Raw genomic sequence first — 20020 nt, 5'->3', positions numbered from 1 at the left:
TCGGGTAAATAAGCCTTATCCGTTATTAAAAGGCAGTATATCAATCTAACTTTTTATTTAAAAATATGATAAATCCAAGGATTATAAAAGTTGCTCCAGTAATAGTTAAAATTTTTGTGTTAATCAGGGATCCAGTTTTTACCAAAGTTGATGTGCTTGTATCTTCATCATTAATATTGGCAAGAATTTTAAACATATAACTAATTCCCATACTTTCATTGCTAGCATTTTCACTCATACTTATGTCCATGCTGAACTTCATCTTGTCCTTTGCCATAACAATTATCTTCTCATTAATTATCTCCATATTGAGAAACTCTTCTGCATTGCCATTAAAAATCTCCTTATTTTCCATATACAATTTCACATTAACATTGTCTACAAAATCTTTATAAGCAGAATTATTACTTGTCAGATTTTTATTATTATTTAATGTAATACTGCCATTAGTTTTAAAGTTTTTAATATTAAAGATAAACTCATTATTATTAACTATATAAAAGTCTTTTACTATTTTTCTTCCAGGCCATAAAACATCTTCTTTGGTAAAAATAGATTCGTTAACCTGCCCTCTATCATTAAGAAAATAAGCTTTCGAAGGCTTTTCCTCTTCAGCATTTGCTATATAAAATAAGACCTTAGTAGCTTTAAACAAATCTACTTTATCAATAAAAGAACCATTCCCTGCAATAAAAACATTTAATCCAAAAATAAATAGTAAGCTTAAAACAAACAAGGATAACCTTTTAAATAAATTTTTCATTTTTAACACCCTTTATTCTTATTTATGAATTTATAAAACATTCATAAAATAATATTATTCTATTATTATTTGTAATATAACTTTTTTATTTTTATACATTTTTAAATTATAGAATATATTGTAGCTTTACTATTTAATAGGTTTTATTGAACTTGGGGTTTCACCTGTGGGTTTTTATTACATTTAAGGCATTTTGTATTTGGTGCTTTATTGAATTAGGTTTTCTATGAAGTTCTTCTAAAATTTAGGTGGAGTTTGCTTAAAAGGATACGCCTCCATCTGAAGCTTAGAAGAACTTATCCAGGAGTTTAGCTCTCATTATGTCACCACTTGAAGAAGTGGGGGTATTAGGAGGGGTTAGCTATGGGATAAAATTAAAACCCATCCAGCATTTAAAATGCCGAATGGGTGGATTCACTATTAGTTCCGTACATCCCAAGTGACCATATGCAGAATATACTTCATCACTCCATTAAAAATTTGCATAACTTATACTTTTTATTCTCTACTTATATTACATTATTTACCATTACATTAATATTATACTAATTAAGAAGATTGTTTTCCACATAATTAAGATTACATTTTACTCCTTTATCAACCTTTTATATACATATTACTTGGAACAATTCATTCACCTTTTGTCTAATTGCAATGCCAGCTGTCAATAAATAGGTATGCCCCTGGGGTACTTCCACAAAAAGGAAGCACCCCAGGGGCATACCTATTTTTCACCACTTATCATGATAATTCTTTATTCTTTTCATGTAATGTCTTCATGTATGTAACTATAAGCTCGTCCAAAAACTCACTCAGCATTAACCTTGCGTCTTCTTCTTCTTCTGTAATACTAATTTCATTAAGTATATCTCTAATTTCAGATATATGTTTATCTAAGCTTAACAGCTTTTTATCCAAATCCTCCATAATGTGACCCCCGATACTTCTACCATAGTTGTTTAATATTAAATGATTTTGTTGAAGTTATTAAACAAATTTTTAGCTTTGAGTTTGCAATTCACTAATCTTTTAAACAATATCCATAACCTCAGTAAAGTCCCAATTATTATTAAAATTGTTAGTTTCAAAGTGATATTTACCTCTTACTATAACAAATATAGTTATTCAATTAAACTTGTAACTCTATAAGCTAAAGTAACTAAATAGATGTATTATTTTGAATTCCAATGATAATATACATAAACCCTTTATTTGTAAATCACTTATTATAGAGTCATGATAATTCATCATTAATCTTTTCTATTAATAATTCTAATCTTAGCTTTTTATCCTCATCTATCAAATATCTTGTATCTGATAAGTCTTTTATAAGTTCTAATACATATTTTTTATTATCTTTATTAAAGATGCAGGAAGTAATCATATAAACCTTGCCATCCTTAGACTCTATCTTTAAAAAAGTATCGTCTTTAATCAAAGATCTAAAGCATATACAGTTATTACAGTTTTTCCCCTTATCCCAAAATTTGTAGCAAACATTTATTTCTTCCTTATTTTCATATTCGGGATAAATCACTTGTTTCTTTATTGGATCCACAATTCTTATAAAGTCATAAAAGTTTTTGAAGATTGAAAGAGATTTTTCCACCTCTTCTTGAACACTCATCATAGCATCACTCCAAAAAATAAATATAATAAAAAACTACTATTAGCTATTATTATTTAAATTTTACAGTAATAGGCAATGTTTTTCAATAACATTAAAGTGTTTCTATAATGTTTTTATTTTGTTCAAATATTAACTATTAATAGATATAACCACCCCTGGGGTGATGACATTTTATGTCATCACCCCAGGGGTGGTTACATCTTCTTCCATTTAGTGTTTAAGACATCAATCTTTTTTCACCGGTAAGTTCTTGAATAGGCTTAATATTTTGAGTTACTTCTAAGGTTCCTAGATATTCTCCACTATGACTCCTTACTGCAAAATATCTAATATAGACTAACATTCCTTTAAGACTTATCCAAAAATCTTCACTACTTTTGACTCCACTTTTGAAGTCATTTAATATTTTATCTACAACGTGAACACTGGCTGGTGGATGACAGTTTTGCACAGAACGTCCAATAACAGATTTTGTCCTTGGAAATATTCTTTCTTCTGACTGAGAAAAATATCTTACTACATCATCCTTGTCTATGAAAGTTATATCAAAAGGCAATACATTTAATATATTTTTTAATTCATCAATTTTTAATATCCCTGTGCCCAGATTTACATAACCATTGATTATATTATTGGCTTCTAGCTCTGCTTTTTTTGATTCTTCAATCTTATTATCATCTAATAAAATCCTAGTTTTTCTTTCTGGTATCCACTTTTTAAATGGACTTACTATGCAGTATCCTATTTCATCACTGTCTTCTGCAATTTTAATCCATTCATCCTCTGTTAAAGTGTCTAAAAGCATAGGAAGCATTATATTTTCTTCTTTAAAAATCATTTCCACTATCTTTTTTGAAGTATTATTTATATTTTCATTTATCTTGAGGACATTTATATCTTCACTTTGAAGCATTGATTTTATATTTTTTAATTCTCTTCTAATCTCATCATCTACACCCCACATAACCTTTGGAGGTGCAGTAATACCGTATTTCTCCATGTAAGGAAATAGTATATTTTCTTTTCTGCTATAATGCTTATCAACATCAAGTAATAGGTTAATATCTTCTAATAAGTTTAGCTTTACTTCTTGAAGCTCTACCTTTCTACTGAATAAGTCACTTTCATGATTATAACTCATAAGCTTATGGCTTTTAGTCAATATAGATTTGTTAATTAAATCTTCAATAGCAGCATTTTCTTTCTTTAGAACCTTAACAGGATGCCCTTCTTTTTCTTCTTCTTTTAAAACCTTATGAATTTCTTCTATAGAACCTTTAAACACCTCTGCATGTACATCACAAAGTCTTTGAATCTCTTCTATAGCCATTCCTTCTTTTATAAGCCCTGCTTCCATAACAGAAATTTCATTAGCTGAGACCCCTTCTATAAGACTTGCAAATTGCTCCTTAACCGATTTTACATCCTTTCCTTCATGAAGCTTCAGTATAATCTCCTTAAGCATCTCTTGCCGTCTTTTAATAATTTCATTATTCTTTTCCCTGTTATTTATTAATTCGCTCATTAAATTACCTCCTATATCCCTCATATAGATTTTAAACTAAGTAAATATTATTACTTATTTGATATCACCTTTTACTTCATAACCCTCTTTTTCTAATCTTTCAATAATAATGTTTAACTCTATTCCCTTCATCAATGCACTTTTAGGTATAGTCATTCTTTTTCCAACAGTATTTAACATAACTGCATTAGTTATATGGTCAAACCCTAACTCTCTTAAAATACTCTTTATTTCTGGATAGTTGCTGCACATCACATATACACTTTCATTTAGATCCACATACTTCATATAAACTCATCCCCTAAGTATTGTTATTTTATCCTCATATATCCTATGTAGTTATAAAACTTTACTTCTTACTGCACACTATTCATAAAACCTAATAATATATTGTCTTGAACTTATTATCCTTCAATATAAGTATTTAATATGTGACTTAAATCACATTTTAAATTAGTAATTTTACCAGAAAATTATCTAACTTAAGAATATATTTACGCAAAAAAATTAAGTATATGAGGCTTCAATGATAGAAACAAGCTAAATACTTTTATCATAAATGCATCATGGCATGCACTTATATATTTAATCAAGTTTCTATAAAGAATTACCCTATACTTAATTTTTGTAAGAGGAGATAATATTAATAAAATTTTGTTGCTATAGCCTTTAGGACAGGCTATAGATTTTTGTACTTTAATAAATAAAGCACTTAAGTAATCTTAGTTGTAATTGTTTGAGTTGTATTTTTTATGGTTTTATATTGTTTATTATTGTTTAATCTTATTTTACAACATTCAAATGGTAAATGCAACTAAAAATATATGATTTTTTGAAAAAATTCATATTCTTTTTTATTGATTACTATTGATGCTATGAAAGTGATAATTAATAATATATAATTATAATAATGCTTGAGTAATTACGGAGAGGAGTATTATATGTTTGCTGAAGAAAGATGGGAAGAAATCAATAAAATTTTAAAAAAAGAAGGTAAAATAAAAGTTAAAGATTTAAGTTCTAGATTCAATGTAACAGAGGACTGTATAAGAAAAGATCTTAAACACTTAGAGAATCAGGGCTTCCTTAAAAAAATATATGGCGGAGCAGTAAAAGTAAGAGATTCACTTCATGAATCTGACATTTTAGTTAGAAAAGAAATGGACATTCCTGCTAAAAACTTAATTGCACAAAAAGCTTTTGATATTATCCAAGATAGAAGCATTATATTTTTAGATATATCCACCACCAATATAATACTGGCAAAGCTTCTTTCAGAGAGCACCAAGAATGTTACATTAATTACCAATATGATTGAAGCCATACATGTACTATCAAAAAACCATAATCTCACTGTAGTTTTAACCGGGGGAGTATTAAACAAACAAATGGATGGCTTTACCGGCGCATCCACTATAGAGCTTATCTCTAAATACAAATTTGATATGTCTTTCTTGGGAAGTTGTGGTTTAGATGTTTATGATAAAAGCATCACTACCTTCGACATAGAAGATGGCATTACAAAAAAAGCTATCATTGAGGCAAGCAAAAAGTCCTATTTGGTAATGGAAAATAAAAAATTCAATTCTGATGGAAACTATAAATTTGCAAAAATTGATGATATAGATGCCATAATTACCGAAAAGCTACCTGATACTGAGACACTAAGCGTATTGGAAGATTATAAAATACAAGTTATATAAAAGGTATTGGAACTATATGGAGCCACCCCAGGGGTGCTGACATTTTATGTCAGTCCCCCTGGGGTGGCTCCATTTTTTTACTAAATTAATTCTTCGTCAGGAGTTACTAATATCTTTACATGTTTTTTCTTATCTGGTCCTGTTAATGTTCCAAAGCCTTTTTCTACTATATCCTCTAAATGAATCTTTGATGTGATATATCCTTCTGCTTTTATTCTTCCATCACTCATTTGTGCTATTGTGGCTGGAAACTCATGTCTATAGGCTAAAGTTCCTACAATTTTCTTTTCTGAGAACACTAGAGCGTTAGGATTTATACTAATTTCATTTTCCCATATACTTGTAATAACCATGATTCCTTCATATTTTAAGCTATTAAGTCCTATATCAAAACCAATTTTAGCTCCTGTGGTTTCAAAGGATGCATCCACACCTACGCCATTAGTAGCTTTCTTAACTTCAGCTACTATATCTACTTCGTTAGGATCTAAAACTATGTCGGCACCTGCTCTTTTTGCATATTCCTGTCTGATAGACTTTCTTTGAAGCACTATAACTTTGCTTGCCCCTGCAGCCTTTAAGCATTCAATAGTAGCAAGTCCTATAGGTCCTGAACCTAGTACTAATGCTGTATCTCCTGTTTTAAAGTTAGCTATTCTTATAGAATGAAGCGCTACTGCCATTGGCTCAATTAAAGCAGCTTGCTCGTAAGACATATTATCTGGAAGCTTATGAACGAACTCCTCTGGGAATACTGTATATTCAGCAAATCCACCGCCGCTTCCACAAAGTCCATGGAATCCTAAAGATTCGCATAAGTTATATTTACCCTCTTTACAAGCTGGACATTTTCCACAAGCAACTATAGGCTCTACAGCAACTCTATCTCCAATTTTAAAATTAGTAACATTTTCCCCTATTTCTACAACTTCACCAGAAAATTCATGTCCTAATACTACAGGAGCAGCATTTCCACTCAATGGATGAGCTTGTCCAACAGGAATGAATATCGGTCCTCCTAAATATTCATGAAGATCTGATCCACAGATTCCACACCACTTAACTTTAATCTTTACTGTTCCAGGAATAACCTTTGGTTCTTGTATTTCTTCTACCCTTACATCATTTTTTGCATACCATAATGCTGCTTTCATAATTAACCCTCCTACTTTGTTATCTCTTTAACTTTAATGTTAATTTTTTAACATTATTATTAAATAGCAATAACCTTGCCAAAAGTAAAAAAGGCTTACAACAAGCCCTTTCCTCTTTTTATTCTCAAAATGATACACATATTTATTCTCATATTGAGAATAAATATGTTTTTTTCTCATTTTGCTACAACTTTATTTTTACTCTTTGTTAATCTATTAATTTTTCTTTTTATTTAATATATACAGGATTTATCCCTTACTTTTTCTTTAGTATAACAAATTTACTAATTCATATTTTCCTTACTCTCAGAGCATAATTAGAGCATATCTTTTTTCGTTATGTAAGAATTACTAACCGCCTTTAGCCTTACCCTCAATATTTAATTAGTATATATCATTATTTAGTAGTGCATATTTTTTAATTTTTCTATAAATAGTAGCCCTGCTTATATTAAGCATTTTAGCAGCCATAACCACATTACCTTGACAGCAACTTATAGCATTTCTTATACTTTCATTTTCTAATTCCTGCAGTGGGGTAATACTTATTTTTTCTTCATTACACTGAGATTTTATCAGCATATTTTCATCTATGGAATGAGGTGTCTTTATTAAATTACTGCTAAGATAATAGTCTCTTTCCACCACATTTCTCAGCTCTCTCACATTGCCTGGCCAATGATAACCCTTGAGATTTTCTATGTATGATTTATCTACAATTTTGTCCACAGAATTATTTTTCATATTAAGTTTATCCACAAAATTATGTACAAGTGTTTCTATGTCTTCTTTTCTATCTCTTAAAGGAATAGTTTTTATATTTATAACATTTAATCTATAAAATAAATCTTCCCTAAAACTCTTATTTTTTATCTCTTCCTTGAGAATACGATTAGTTGCACCTATCACCCTTACATCTAACTGTTTTTGAGAAGTCCCTCCAACTCTAGTAATAGTATGATTGTCTAAAACTCTTAAGAGCTTAGTTTGAATGTCTAGAGGGAGCTCTCCAATCTCATCTAAAAATATGGTTCCACCATGAGCTAGCTCAAATTTTCCTGGGTGTCCTTCTTTATTCGCTCCTGTGAAAGCCCCTTTTTCATAGCCGAAAAGCTCACTTTCCACTAATTCTCTAGGAATTGAGGCACAGTTTACAGCTACAAAAGCCCCCAAGGACCTACTGCTATAGTTATGAATGGATTGAGCTATAACCTCCTTACCTGTACCGCTTTCCCCTTCTATTATTATGCTGCAATCGCTGGTAGAAGCCTTTTTTGCAAGTTCAATTATACTTTTCATCTTATGATTTTCTGTTATAAAATCTTTAAAAGTATAGTTAGCTTTATATCCTACCACCTTATTTACTAGCTTATGCACATACTCAGCTTCTCTAAAGGTGATAACAACACCAGAATTTTTATTATTTGCATTCATAGGTACAGCATTGATTATACATTTTATTGAACTTTCGTTTATATAAAAATCACATTCTATATTATTATAGGTTTTTGCTGGAGTATTTAATATTTTCTTAAGATCAACATCAATTAATGTTTCTTTTATATTAATTTTTAAAGCTTCCTCCAAAGACATTCTTAATATAGTACACGCTCTACCATTTACTCTTTTTATATTAAGAAATTCATCAAGGACAATCATCCCTTCAGAAACAGAGTCAAAGGTTACATTTAAAAGCTTATAAGATAAGGTTAAAGCTAACTGTTTTTGAATATATTGAGCAGCAGAAGTCACTATGCCTAAGGTGTGAGAATGAGCACTATAGTAATTTCCCGACATATTAATACATCCAATAATATTACCATCCTCATCATGAATAGGTGCTGCAGAACATGTCCAAGAATGCTGATGCCATCCATAATGCTCAGCTCCAATGGTTTGTATAGGCTTATCTAAATATAACGCTGTACCAATGGCATTAGTACCTACAGCTTCCTCAGTCCAAAGCATGCCCTTAACAAAATTTAGCTCTTCAACTTTTTTCATGATTTCCTTATCTCCAAAAGTGTCTAATACATATCCGTCCTTATCCGCTAAAATCATAGCAAAACCTGAACCCGCCACAGTATTATAAACATCTTGCATAATAGGACGAGCCACTGCCATAAGCTCAGCATTCTCCTCAAGCTTAATTTCCACAGGCACCTTGTAAATTTTATTTCCCTTACCACTCCTATGGTCCACCCCATAGTTTCTACACCTTTTCCAAGATTCAGCAATCTCTGGCCTCACGGACGGATTAAGGTATCCTTTATCAGTAAAATCCTTCCATGCCCCTTCAATGAATCTAATGTAATTTTCCATTTTTATCTCACTCCAATATTACTTATAACTCTATTAACTTTCATAATCATTAATATCCTCAATCACTTACTCCTACAGTATTTAGGTTATCATAACATAGCAATAGTGACTTTATTTAAAACATAACCTCATTTGACTTAATTTATATAGTTAAATTTAGCTTATATAATTACATTATAGATACTTTTGACTAATAATCCATATAGGCTTTAGCAAAATAATGTTTTGGATAAAAGTGCCACTACCCCAGGGGCGCTACCAAAAAAAGGTAGTCCCCCTGGGGTAGTGGAAGATTAAGTCAAATTATAATATTAACAATAAGATAAATAATATGTTTAAGTTACACTATATCTTTAGCTGAAGAGTTTTTATTTCCCAAGGTTTAAGGGATATCTTAAGAGAATTTATGGCTTTAAATTTATTTTTAGCAGTTCCATTATTTACTTTCCCAATATTATTATAAGAAAGAGCACAATCATATGAGGAAGAACTAAAGTATATTTCTTCTTTTTCAATTATATTATTGAAGTCTGTTAAATTTGCTTCTTTTATATTAAACGAAAAACTAAACTCTTCTTTATTGATAAATTTCTCTGAATAATTTGCTATTCTCACAATAACTTTATCTTCTCTTTGTTCTAAGGCAGAAAGTATTATTTCTGGTGACTTCCAAGTGAACATATCTGAATTATTAATGCTACTAATAATTATAGGAATACTTTCTCTTCTTTCATCTTTAGAGAGTTTAATGGCCTCATAAGTTTGCTTTTTACCTAATGATAGTACGAATTTAAAATTATATTCTCCTAGGACTTTACCCCTAGATATCATTTGTCTTATTTCATGACAATTATTTTCTTTTACTATATCAACTTTTTGATTGCCAAAATTTATAAGTGTAAATCCTTCTTCTTTGTCATTATCAGCTCTTAAGTAAGTATTACAGTAAATGTTATTTATTTGTGTTAATTCCTCTCCAAAAGGAAAATCTCTGTAATAATTTACGCCTTTAATATTATGTTTTAATACACTAAATGCATTTATATTGAGGTAAACACCAGTATAAATTAATGAATTAAATTCAATATTACTAGTTATATGATTATAAGTAACCCTTGCTTCAGCAAAAGCTACAGGAATCTCTGTGGTATGCAAGGTTAAAAGGTTTGATCTTAATACTAAGGTAGATTCAAAACCTTTAACCTCTTCGCTTGTACACTCTATTCTCATGGTAGAAGTCTGATCTGGACAGTGAGTAGTGCCATCAAAAGCAAAGGTGAAAGTTTCATGACCAGGACTCAATGCATGAAAAGCCCCTGCATCATGCTCATTCATTTTACCAATGTTTCCACTAAAAATATAATACTGGTACTCAGAACCTGTACACTTATCAGTAATTTTTACACCCCAACTATCTTCTATCCATTGAATCTTAATCTTGCTATTTTCAATAGAATTATCACTTCCGTAATCTTTTACTTCTAGTAAGTCTCCTTTACCTTCCACCATCTTAACTTTTTTAATGCCTACCTTTGGAAGTTCCATTGCAAAATTAATCTCTTCTCTCCCGCAATTTTTATCTACATAATATGGTATGCTTTTGTTATCACATATTAAATCAAAGCCATCTAATTTAAAATTGTTATCCTTCAAATCTTTTATGGGTATACTGATTTTCTTTGTTCCATTAATACCATTATAATTTAATATACATATAGAAATATCAGTTTTTTCCTTAATGGATTCATCACATTTTTTTGTACTACTATTAGAATACTCTTTTTTAACATCATCTATGAGACTTTTATAATCAGCCACTGCCATAAGTCCACATTCAGTAGGAACACCTTCTTTAAAGGCTCTATAGGTTCTTGCCACAGAAACATCATGGTTTTGTAAAATCATTATTCTCTTCCAAAAACCACTTGATTCTTTATAGCTTTGAATCTTATTATTTATAAAATATATCCCTCTTAAGGTATCATAAGCCAAGAGTTGCTGTTCTGCTATCCTGTCCATAGCTATAACCCTATCGCCATCATATCCCCAGCCTCCCCCTTGATACCAGTTATTTGCGTAATTTGACTGATCCAAAGTTATATATTCTTGCTTTAGTTTTCTCTTAGGCACTTCATTATCTAGATACTCTGATAAAGAAACACATTTCCCCCCTAAAGCTAAAACCTGATTAATAGCTTTTTCAAAAGGTACAGCACTAGCTCCCCAATCCATTCCTGGTGGCCATATCTCAATCCATTGGAATAGTAAAGGCCTTTCTACATTATTAATTATTTTCTTATAGGCATTATAATCAGTATATTGACGTACACAGGAAACCATAAAATTATTTGAAGGTATGGTAGGTATTGAGGATCCATCTATTCCCTTCCAGTTAATTATAGACTCATTACTTGGTTTAACCTGACCAGAGTTTTGATTTTGAAGTGAAGCATATTTAAATCCGCTTTTATTAAGTAATTGAGGCATTTGAGGATGAAACCATTGCTCCTCTACCAAGAAGGTTTTTGTATCATAATGTAAAACTTCTTTTATAGTATTTCTACCCTGAGTAAGATGTTTTATATTAGATTCCCATCCATAATCCTGTCCTAAAGGTTGTCCATAAGTACCTCCTTCAATACAGGCCTTTCCTTCATTAATATACTTTCTTAATCTTTCAATACATTCAGGTGCTTCCTTTAGAACCTCTTCATAAGCATAAGAATCTAATTCAAGGCCCACTACCAACCCTGGAAAGTCATCTGCAGCATCTAACATTTTATTTATAGTATATACTGTAGAAAAAGTATTATAATATTTCTTATTTCCCATATATCCAAAAGGAAAGGCAAATCCTATACCTGCTTGTGTCCAGTGATTACAAAAGGCGTAGTAAAAGTTTTCCATTAAATCAACTACTTTCTAATTAGTCTTAAAAACAATATATTTAATTAAATTACTTCCAGGTCATTATAATCTGGCAGCTTTGGAAACTTTTCATGAGGTTCTACCTGATACCAGTATGCCACTGAAGCAATATCATCTTGAAGAGGCAAAAATCTTCCATGACTTCTCCAACCTAAAGCCTGAATGGTAACCCTTAAATCTCTTTCAAAATATATGGGATCTAAAATATGAAACCTATACATACTAAACCTTTCATTGGCTTTATATAGTCCATCTGGTTTTATTACCTGATTTAACCCATGATATAAGTTGCTAAACTCACCATACTCCCCTTTAGGAAATTCAAAGTTCCAAGCTCCTCCAAAATAATCTTCAGTACCTGTGCCACAAATGGTAGGATACTCCTTGTCTCCATCCATATAAAATTTTATTTCCCCTTCTCCCCACCAATCATTGCTATTAACCTGCCATGCCATATAGGTGCCTACATATTGTCCCTTCCCTTTTATACTATGAACTATTGTATATGGTTCTTTATACTTAACTGGGTTTTCTCTTCTAAAATGTGCATGGAAATAAGCAGAATTATCTGGGATGTCTGTTAGTACATAATCCACCTGATAAAATAACATCTGTTTTTCAAAACTTATATTCTCCACAGTTATCCTTGCTTTTTTCATGAAAGGCATAGGGAAATATATATTAAATCCTCCTGCAGGATTTACGGATATTGGAAGGGATGATACATTGCTTCTTGAACACCACCCATTACAGAAAAAGTCTCCCATAGGCACTTCTACTGAAGGATTTTTTTCTTCATCCCAATAAAATCTTAATATTAAATGCCTCCATGCTTCTGGAAAAGCTGTCATCCATATGTGATTAATAATACCTGGTCCTTCTATTTCAGCTAATAAGAATTTTTCTCCAATATCAAGAGTTACTGAAGGTCTGACCTTCCACCCCTTACCCAATTCTCTAGCTGGGTGTTTTATTTCCTCTGGAGAAACTTCAGCCATAGCTCCCTTACCTTTTGCACCTTTGGGGTTCTCTGCTGTAATAGATCTGCTTTTTGCATTTGAAGTACAAAATATATTTCCAAGGCCTAAGCCTATACCACTTGAAAACATAATATTCCCCTCTCATTTTTCAAATCGTGACTTAGTGTAAACCTGCTAAACTCTCTGTTTTAAAAGAATATTAATTAACTTTTAACACTTTTGATAGAATTCTAAATCTATTTAGTTATCTCTTTTATATCTACTTGCTGTTTCTCTACTGTAACCTTATATAATCGACGCTTCAAATAAATCTTAAATTCAATTTTCTTAATGTGCTCTGGCAAATTAGGATTTAAAATTAATTCTTTATTATTTGATGATAAACCTAGTCCGCATAAGCCCATCACTATCCCCTGCCATATTCCGCCACAGTTAGCAATGTGTATTCCTTCCGCACTTCCCTTTCCATACAAATCAATACCAAGACTTTTATGCAAAAACTCATATGCTGATTTACTGTCTTTGATATCACTATAGACTAATGAATGAAATATATATGAGAGAGAGGAATCATGAGTAGTTAATTTTTCATAGTATTTAATACAATTTTTCTTAATATCCTCATCAAAGTCATTTTTGAAAAGATATAGTAAGGCTACCACATCCGCTTGCTTTAATGCTTTACTTCTGTAATTTTTCTCTTGAGAAATAAAATTTCCAAAAGGTTTACTTTTATCTATCCATACTTTTTCAAAATCTACCTCTAGAAATTTTTCAAAACCTTCACACTGATGAATAAACTTTGATTTATCATCCAATAAAAATACTAGTTCACTAGAAACCTTACGTATTAAATCTATCTCCTCATTTGTCACCTTAAGCTCATTAAACTTATCTAAATTATTCTTCTTTGCTATTTCTAAGACTTCTAAGGTTTTGTTTAAGGAGAACTTTACCATATAATTTGTAAAAGAATTATCATTAGTAAATGGTAAATACTCATCAGGCCCCATAACTCCTAAAAGTCTGTATTTACAATCAACTACATCCACTCTAGAAACCCAGTATCTAGCAGTCTCTACCATTATTTCTAACATTTCATTTAATAAGAACTCCTCATCTCCGGTAGCTTCATAATAGTTCCACATACCATAAACTATATCCGCTGTAACATGAATCTCTAAATCAGAATACTGCCAATTTGAACATTGCTCCCACCCTGAAATACATGCTTCCCAAGGATACCTAGCACCCTCATATCCATATCTTTTTGCATTTTCTTTAGCACCTTTTAAAGTATTATATCTATACATTAGTAGATTTTTAGCATGTTGGGGTTGTGTGTATATATAAAAGGGTAATAAATATATCTCTGTGTCCCAAAAATAATGTCCAAAGTATGCTTCTCCAGCATATGCTTTAGCATCAATCGCTACTTTATCACTATCATTAACCGCTCTTAATAAATGATATATGCTAAATCTTGTAGCAAGCTGCACCTCTTTATCCCCAACTATATTAATATCTGATATGTTCCATCTTTCCTGCCATAGTTTTTCATGGCTATCCATAGTAATATTGTTGTTAATAGCTTTTGCCTTGCTATGAAGTAAACTTCTTATATCATTTTTATAGTCAGTATCTATTGAAGTAGTTATTATAGAGTATTTTTTAATTATGATTCTATTGTTTTTCTTAAGGTGGATATTAAAACTTTCTATGATTCTACTTTCACTACTACTAAACCCAATAGCACTTTTATCAGAACCATCCACAAAAACCTTACTGTATATACCAACTTCCTGATTGGTATCTGTAGTGACAAAAGCCTTTAAAGCTTCATCATTTTCTAATAACACTTTGGTAAAATGATTATATCCATTGGTGGTAATACCAGCATCAATAAAGTTTTCCAGCCTTAACTCTACATCTTTGTCTAAAGAGTTTAACACTAATTCCTGTACTACAAGGTTTTTATTTTCCATACTGCAATATCTTTTGAAGTTAACTTCAATATCATTTCCTTTAATCTTCCAAGTAAAGCTTCTTTCAAGTACTGCATTCTTCATATTTAAGCTTCTTGTAAAATCTCTATAATCTGAGACTTCCATGTCCAATCTTTCAGAATCAAAGTAAAGATTAACACCTAAAAAATATGGTAAATTAACTATTTCCTCTCCTAAAATAGGGTGAACTCCATATATTCCAGGAACATATACCCCCCACTTACTCTTACTATGTCTTGCTTTTTCCAAGGTTACATTGGCTGGCAGCCTCCAATATATATCATTTTGAGTTGCTCCATCTAAATCCTCTTCAAAACTTCCACGAATATTTACATAGCCATTGCCTTGAGTAAAAGCACCTTCATAGTGCTTATTATCTTCAGGATTATATATATAATTTTGTATTAACCAGCACATATTATCCTCCTTATTTTAAATATTCTATTATGGAATTTAGTAAGTATTGAGCCATTATATTATATTTAAAGTTATAAGGCTGGCTTCCTTTACCACCATCTAAATTTAAAGTAGTTGCTATAATTGTTCCCTTATTCTTTTTATACTCAAATATATAGTCCCCAGCTTTAAATTTTCTAGCATCATATCTTCTTATTATCGGATTATATTTCCCTATTATTTCTTCTAATTGAAGCTTATCATAATATCTATCAGTACCCACTCCATAAAGTTGATAGCCTCCATATCCAAGATGATTTAAGGTATTTGTAATACTATGAGAAAATATCTTTTTTATACCTTCTCTAAAGAAAGGGTTATAAGTTAATGGGAAATAGCCTTCACCCTTTTGATAATACAGAATATTTACCCCTCTATCTCCAAGGGCTTCAATACCTTTATCGAAATAAGTAGTTACCAATAAATCTCCAGAATTAAGTTGATATAAATCTTCCAAACCTAATACTCTTTTTACCCTAAAACTTTCTTCTATCCCCTCTAGAGCATTGGTGTTATCAAATAAATATATAAGTTTATCAGAAAAGCTATCATTATAAACCCATATGTCCCAATGGTTTTCGTAACTTTCATCTTTATATACCAAGTTAACACATAGCTTTAATCTTCTTGTCTCTTCTACCTTTGGCAGCTTTATATTAAGTTCAGCTAGTTGAGTAGTAACATTCTTATCTATATTTAACTTGTCTTCATAAGTGAAATATACTTCCTTATCATCCTTTAAGGTTACAGTATATTTCCCTTCTAAATCCTTATTCTTTCTATTAGATACAACAAGCTTTCCTATAAGATTTCCCTCTGAAAAATAGTTATATAAATCTTGATTTAAAAATCTATCTGTACCATTGTCCCATATTCTAGTAAGATTTTTACTTAAGGCTACTACAATATCTCCATTGATTTTACTAAACTCTTCAGCACTAAACTTACTTTCCATATTGTCATCGAAAATTCCTGAAGTAGTAATGGAAACATCCCTTATAGCTGTAATATTATAACCCTTTATTTCTTTATAACTTCTAGTAAGCTCTAAAATATATTTCCTCATCATATAAGATTGTTGGTAGCTTATTTCTTTAATAGCTTTAACTTCTTCTTGTATGCCATATTTAGCTATAATCTCTTCTTGATGATATATTGGCAAATCTGAATTAAAACCTTTATGAGTCATTCTAAGAAGGTTTTTTCTTTCATCTGGATTTAACCACCAAAGCTCATAATCAGAATGTTTTTTTATATCTTCTATGGTTCTAAAAGTATCACAATCATTATACTCACCAAAAATCCATGGTCTTAAGGGCCTGTAACTTCTAGTAAATTCATTTATAAGCCCATCTAAGTTATAAAGTTCTGCATAGAAATGATAATCATAAATGTCTGATTCACTATTAGTTACTCCTTCAAAGCACTCTCCCGATCCACTGTTATCACAAATAATCATATCCTTGTCCATGCTCTTTACCATTTTGTAAAGGTCATTTAAAACATTGCTGGAAATAGTGGCATCCAGCTCACAGCTTAAGCTTACCAAAGATACTGAAGGATAATGCATAAAATAATTTAACATCTTAGGATATTCAGTATATATTCTATTTAATAGATAACTATTTTTGTAAGGCAGCCATAGTGGCATCTCCTGCCAAGTTACAATTCCAAGCTCGTCACAAAGTTCATAATAATAAGCAGGAGGAAAATATAAACAATGCTTTATTGTATTAAATCCTAAGGACTTTACCTTTAAAAGCTCTGCTTTCACCTCTTCATAGCTAGGTGTTGGAGTAAACTTTTCTGGATAAGCTCCCCAATGTAGAATACCTCTCATATAGAATTTTTCATCATTTAAATGTATTTCTCCATCTCTTAACTCTACTTTTCTAAATCCAGCTCTTATCTCTTTATAATCCTGGGTTTCACCATTACATTCATCTTTTAAAAGCTTGATTTTTACAGTATATAAATAAGGTTTATCTGGTGACCATACCTTAATATTATCCATAGCTAATACTATGTTTTCTGAATATGTCATGTGTTTTGTAATAACGCCACCCTCTGGTGTACCTATTTCCACTTCTAGGTTAATGTCATTATGCTCACCATCATCAACGCTATTTAATTTGCTATCTATAATAATGCACTTATTGTCTACATCAAATTTATAATTAACCTCATTAAAATAATTCTTTCCTCTTACTAAAAGATTTACATCCTTCCATATACCGCCAAAGGGAATGGATATATCAGGTATGAATCCAAAAAGTACAGACCTATAAAAATACTTGCTGTCTTTATTAAAATCCGGCTTAATAACCTTTACTAAAACTTTATTTCCTCCAGCTTGTAAATACTCTGTAATATCCACTTTGAAATTATCCCAAATACCTTCATGACTTTGTATATAATTTCCGTTTAGATATACTTCGCAATAATAACTCACTCCTAAAAACTCTAACAAATAACAATTGTTATTATTAACTTCTTCAATAAAAATTTCTTTTTCATAGAAAAATGGTCCGGAAAATATTCTATCTTCTAATATTTTTTCTACTGCTTCAGGTACAATGGAAATCTTTTTTTCACCTTGAAAATAATTTTTTTCATTAATATTTTTTTCTCCATCAAAAAATATATTCCACTGTCCATTTAAACTGATATTTTTCATATACATTTCTCCTATTTATCCTTTTATCCCTGCACTAACATTGTTATTCAATATGTGCTTTTGTCCTATAAAGAATGCTATTATAGTTGGTATAGTCATAATTACAGTAATTGCCATAAGGGATGTAAAATCTGTTGTATAAGCTCCCTTAAATAATGATAGACCAATAGGTAAAGTGAATTTTTCTGAACTTGAAATATATACTAATGGTCCTAGATAATCGTTCCAAACCACTATCATGTACATTATTGCAGATAGTACAAGCTGTGGCTTTAATAGTGGTAAAAATATTCTAGTAAATATCTGAATATGATTAGCACCATCTATTAATGCTGCCTCTTCAAAATCTTTAGGAATGGTCTTTAAAAACTGTCTCATAAGAAATATATAAAAGGCTCCTCCAAAATACGCAGGAACTATTAAAGGTTTTAATGTATTTAACCATCCAAAAAAGTTATATTGCATATATAGAGGTATAACTAGTACATCCCATGGAATCATCATAGTAGATAGCAATAAGGTAAACATAATCTTGTTGCCTTTAAATTCAAACCTAGCAAAGCCATATGCCACTAAGGCGCTGGAAAAGGTCATACCTATTACAGCTAGCACTGTGACAATAACTGAGTTTATTAAATACTTTGTAAAGGGCTGTGAATTCCAAGCTTTGGCAAAGTTCTCCCAATGTATTTCCTTTGGAAAAAAGGTTGGAGGATATTTAGCAAGCTCTCCTGGAGATTTTACAGCCGTAATGAAAGCCCAAAAAAGCGGAAACAAAAATGCTATGGATAATATTACAAGAATACTATATGTTGCAACTTTAGATACTTTTGATTTCACCATAATCCCTCCTAAACCTCGTAATAAGTCCATTTTTTAGAAATATAAAATACTAATCCTGTTAAAGATAAAATTATTAAAAACATCACCCAAGCATTTGCTGCTGCATATCCAAGCTTGAATTTTACAAAAGCATTTTGATATACATATAATGCATACATGTAGGTAGATTTAACAGGTCCCCCATTAGTTAAATTCATTACTACAGTTAACTGCTGGAAAGATGCTATTATTGCCATAATAAGGTTATACACAATAGTTGGACTTAAAAGAGGAATTGTTATTTTAAAGAATTTTTTTAATCCTCCAGCTCCATCTATTTCAGCTGCTTCATATACTTGATTTGGTATAGATTTTAGACCAGTTAAGAACACTAACATCATAGAGCCTTGAGCCCATACAGTGGCAAGTACTACAGCCCACAAAGCTGCTTTAGGACTTCTAAGCCAAGGAATAGGGTCTAAGCCTAAAACTGATAATAAATAGTTTAAAATTCCTTTATCTCCAAGAATCCATGTCCATATCATAGCTAAAGCAACTCCGGAAATAATGCTTGGTAAGTAGAATATAGTTTTAAATATACCAATTTTTTTAATGTTGGTATTTAGAAGCAATGCTAATAATAATGCTATTCCTACATTAAAAGGCACTAAAAACAATGCATATTTAAGTGTAATTGTAAGAGATTTATAAAAATTTTCATCTGCAAACATAGTTTTATAATTATTAAATCCAATAAAAATTCTTTCTCCAGTTATGCTCCAATTATGAAAACTCATAAATAACGAGAATATTAAGGGAAACAGGGTAAATACTAAAAAACCTATTATCCAAGGAGATATAAATAAATATGGAATAACTTTTTGCTTTCCTTTAAGATACATAACCATCCTCCTTTAAGTAATTGCTTTGACTAATTCCAATATAATTGCTAAAGTAATTGGCTAGGTTAGAACTAATATAATCCTTGGATTAATTACTAAGATAATTGCTCTTGTAACTACTTGGACTAATCGCTAATATAATATTTAAGTTT

The 20020-nt window shown here is 30.7% G+C and carries 14 protein-coding genes and 1 riboswitch; of the genes, 1 reads left to right on the top strand and 13 read right to left on the bottom strand.

Going from position 1 to position 20020, the window contains the following annotated elements; all coding sequences use genetic code 11:
* Nucleotides 1–40 precede the first annotated feature (40 nt).
* The 5 genes from BUA82_RS08065 to BUA82_RS08045 all read right to left on the bottom strand — a co-directional run bounded on the left by BUA82_RS08065 (nt 41) and on the right by BUA82_RS08045 (nt 4206).
* Complete coding sequence (locus tag BUA82_RS08065) at nt 41–763, bottom strand: hypothetical protein (RefSeq protein WP_073006464.1); 723 nt, start codon at nt 761–763, stop codon at nt 41–43.
* Between the two features lie 397 nt (nt 764–1160).
* Nucleotides 1161–1243, bottom strand: a riboswitch (cyclic di-GMP riboswitch).
* A gap of 261 nt (nt 1244–1504) precedes the next feature.
* Nucleotides 1505–1690: a hypothetical protein gene (locus BUA82_RS08060; RefSeq protein ID WP_073006461.1), complete on the bottom strand. Its 186-nt coding sequence runs from the start codon at nt 1688–1690 to the stop codon at nt 1505–1507.
* 307 nt (nt 1691–1997) lie between these two features.
* Nucleotides 1998–2393, bottom strand: coding sequence for a hypothetical protein (locus BUA82_RS08055; protein WP_143148597.1), 396 nt, complete (start codon nt 2391–2393; stop codon nt 1998–2000).
* A 217-nt stretch (nt 2394–2610) separates the two neighbouring features.
* Nucleotides 2611–3918 (bottom strand): DUF438 domain-containing protein, encoded by a 1308-nt coding sequence (locus BUA82_RS08050; protein ID WP_073006457.1) that lies wholly within the window; start codon nt 3916–3918, stop codon nt 2611–2613.
* A 54-nt stretch (nt 3919–3972) separates the two neighbouring features.
* On the bottom strand, nt 3973–4206 hold the full coding sequence (locus tag BUA82_RS08045) for a DUF1858 domain-containing protein (RefSeq protein ID WP_073006455.1): 234 nt from the start codon (nt 4204–4206) through the stop codon (nt 3973–3975).
* Nucleotides 4207–4859: 653 nt separating this feature from the next.
* Between BUA82_RS08045 and BUA82_RS08040 the strand changes: the two genes are divergently transcribed.
* Nucleotides 4860–5621, top strand: a complete 762-nt coding sequence (locus BUA82_RS08040) for a DeoR/GlpR family DNA-binding transcription regulator (protein ID WP_073006453.1) — start codon at nt 4860–4862, stop codon at nt 5619–5621.
* A gap of 80 nt (nt 5622–5701) precedes the next feature.
* Here the strand turns inward: BUA82_RS08040 and BUA82_RS08035 are convergent, their stop codons facing one another.
* From BUA82_RS08035 to BUA82_RS08000, 8 genes are all read right to left on the bottom strand, one after another.
* Nucleotides 5702–6775: a 2,3-butanediol dehydrogenase gene (locus tag BUA82_RS08035; protein WP_073006451.1), complete on the bottom strand. Its 1074-nt coding sequence runs from the start codon at nt 6773–6775 to the stop codon at nt 5702–5704.
* 384 nt (nt 6776–7159) lie between these two features.
* Entirely contained in the window at nt 7160–9097 is a 1938-nt protein-coding gene (locus tag BUA82_RS08030; protein WP_073006449.1) for a sigma-54-dependent Fis family transcriptional regulator, read from the bottom strand.
* Nucleotides 9098–9442: 345 nt separating this feature from the next.
* Nucleotides 9443–12004 (bottom strand): glycoside hydrolase family 38 N-terminal domain-containing protein, encoded by a 2562-nt coding sequence (locus BUA82_RS08025; protein ID WP_073006447.1) that lies wholly within the window; start codon nt 12002–12004, stop codon nt 9443–9445.
* A 44-nt stretch (nt 12005–12048) separates the two neighbouring features.
* Entirely contained in the window at nt 12049–13134 is a 1086-nt protein-coding gene (locus BUA82_RS08020; protein WP_073006445.1) for a glycoside hydrolase family 172 protein, read from the bottom strand.
* 107 nt (nt 13135–13241) lie between these two features.
* The gene (locus tag BUA82_RS08015; protein WP_073006442.1) at nt 13242–15428 is read right to left on the bottom strand and encodes a glycosyl hydrolase family 65 domain-containing protein; all 2187 of its coding nucleotides are present in this window, start codon (nt 15426–15428) and stop codon (nt 13242–13244) included.
* A gap of 10 nt (nt 15429–15438) precedes the next feature.
* The gene (locus tag BUA82_RS08010) at nt 15439–18144 is read right to left on the bottom strand and encodes a glycoside hydrolase family 2 (protein WP_073006440.1); all 2706 of its coding nucleotides are present in this window, start codon (nt 18142–18144) and stop codon (nt 15439–15441) included.
* 15 nt (nt 18145–18159) lie between these two features.
* A complete protein-coding gene (locus tag BUA82_RS08005) occupies nt 18160–18984 on the bottom strand; it encodes a carbohydrate ABC transporter permease (protein ID WP_423230450.1) in 825 nt (274 codons plus the stop codon).
* Between the two features lie 11 nt (nt 18985–18995).
* Nucleotides 18996–19868: a carbohydrate ABC transporter permease gene (locus tag BUA82_RS08000; RefSeq protein WP_073006435.1), complete on the bottom strand. Its 873-nt coding sequence runs from the start codon at nt 19866–19868 to the stop codon at nt 18996–18998.
* Between the last annotated feature and the right edge of the window lie 152 nt (nt 19869–20020).

Source organism: Clostridium amylolyticum, from assembly GCF_900142075.1.
In the GTDB taxonomy this organism is placed as follows: domain Bacteria; phylum Bacillota; class Clostridia; order Clostridiales; family Clostridiaceae; genus Clostridium_AA; species Clostridium_AA amylolyticum.
This window is presented reverse-complemented; position numbering and strand designations above follow the sequence as displayed.

Excerpts from the sequence above, each read along its gene's own strand:
- BUA82_RS08030 (WP_073006449.1), bottom strand. The coding sequence starts at position 9,097 with ATGGAAAATTACATTAGATTCATTGAAGGGGCATGGAAGGATTTTACT.
- BUA82_RS08015 (WP_073006442.1), bottom strand. The coding sequence starts at position 15,428 with ATGTGCTGGTTAATACAAAATTATATATATAATCCTGAAGATAATAAG.
- BUA82_RS08065 (WP_073006464.1), bottom strand. The coding sequence starts at position 763 with ATGAAAAATTTATTTAAAAGGTTATCCTTGTTTGTTTTAAGCTTACTA.
- BUA82_RS08040 (WP_073006453.1), top strand. The coding sequence starts at position 4,860 with ATGTTTGCTGAAGAAAGATGGGAAGAAATCAATAAAATTTTAAAAAAA.
- BUA82_RS08050 (WP_073006457.1), bottom strand. The coding sequence starts at position 3,918 with ATGAGCGAATTAATAAATAACAGGGAAAAGAATAATGAAATTATTAAA.
- BUA82_RS08055 (WP_143148597.1), bottom strand. The coding sequence starts at position 2,393 with ATGATGAGTGTTCAAGAAGAGGTGGAAAAATCTCTTTCAATCTTCAAA.
- BUA82_RS08020 (WP_073006445.1), bottom strand. The coding sequence starts at position 13,134 with ATGTTTTCAAGTGGTATAGGCTTAGGCCTTGGAAATATATTTTGTACT.
- BUA82_RS08060 (WP_073006461.1), bottom strand. The coding sequence starts at position 1,690 with ATGGAGGATTTGGATAAAAAGCTGTTAAGCTTAGATAAACATATATCT.
- BUA82_RS08035 (WP_073006451.1), bottom strand. The coding sequence starts at position 6,775 with ATGAAAGCAGCATTATGGTATGCAAAAAATGATGTAAGGGTAGAAGAA.
- BUA82_RS08025 (WP_073006447.1), bottom strand. The coding sequence starts at position 12,004 with ATGGAAAACTTTTACTACGCCTTTTGTAATCACTGGACACAAGCAGGT.
- BUA82_RS08010 (WP_073006440.1), bottom strand. The coding sequence starts at position 18,144 with ATGAAAAATATCAGTTTAAATGGACAGTGGAATATATTTTTTGATGGA.
- BUA82_RS08000 (WP_073006435.1), bottom strand. The coding sequence starts at position 19,868 with ATGTATCTTAAAGGAAAGCAAAAAGTTATTCCATATTTATTTATATCT.
- BUA82_RS08045 (WP_073006455.1), bottom strand. The coding sequence starts at position 4,206 with ATGAAGTATGTGGATCTAAATGAAAGTGTATATGTGATGTGCAGCAAC.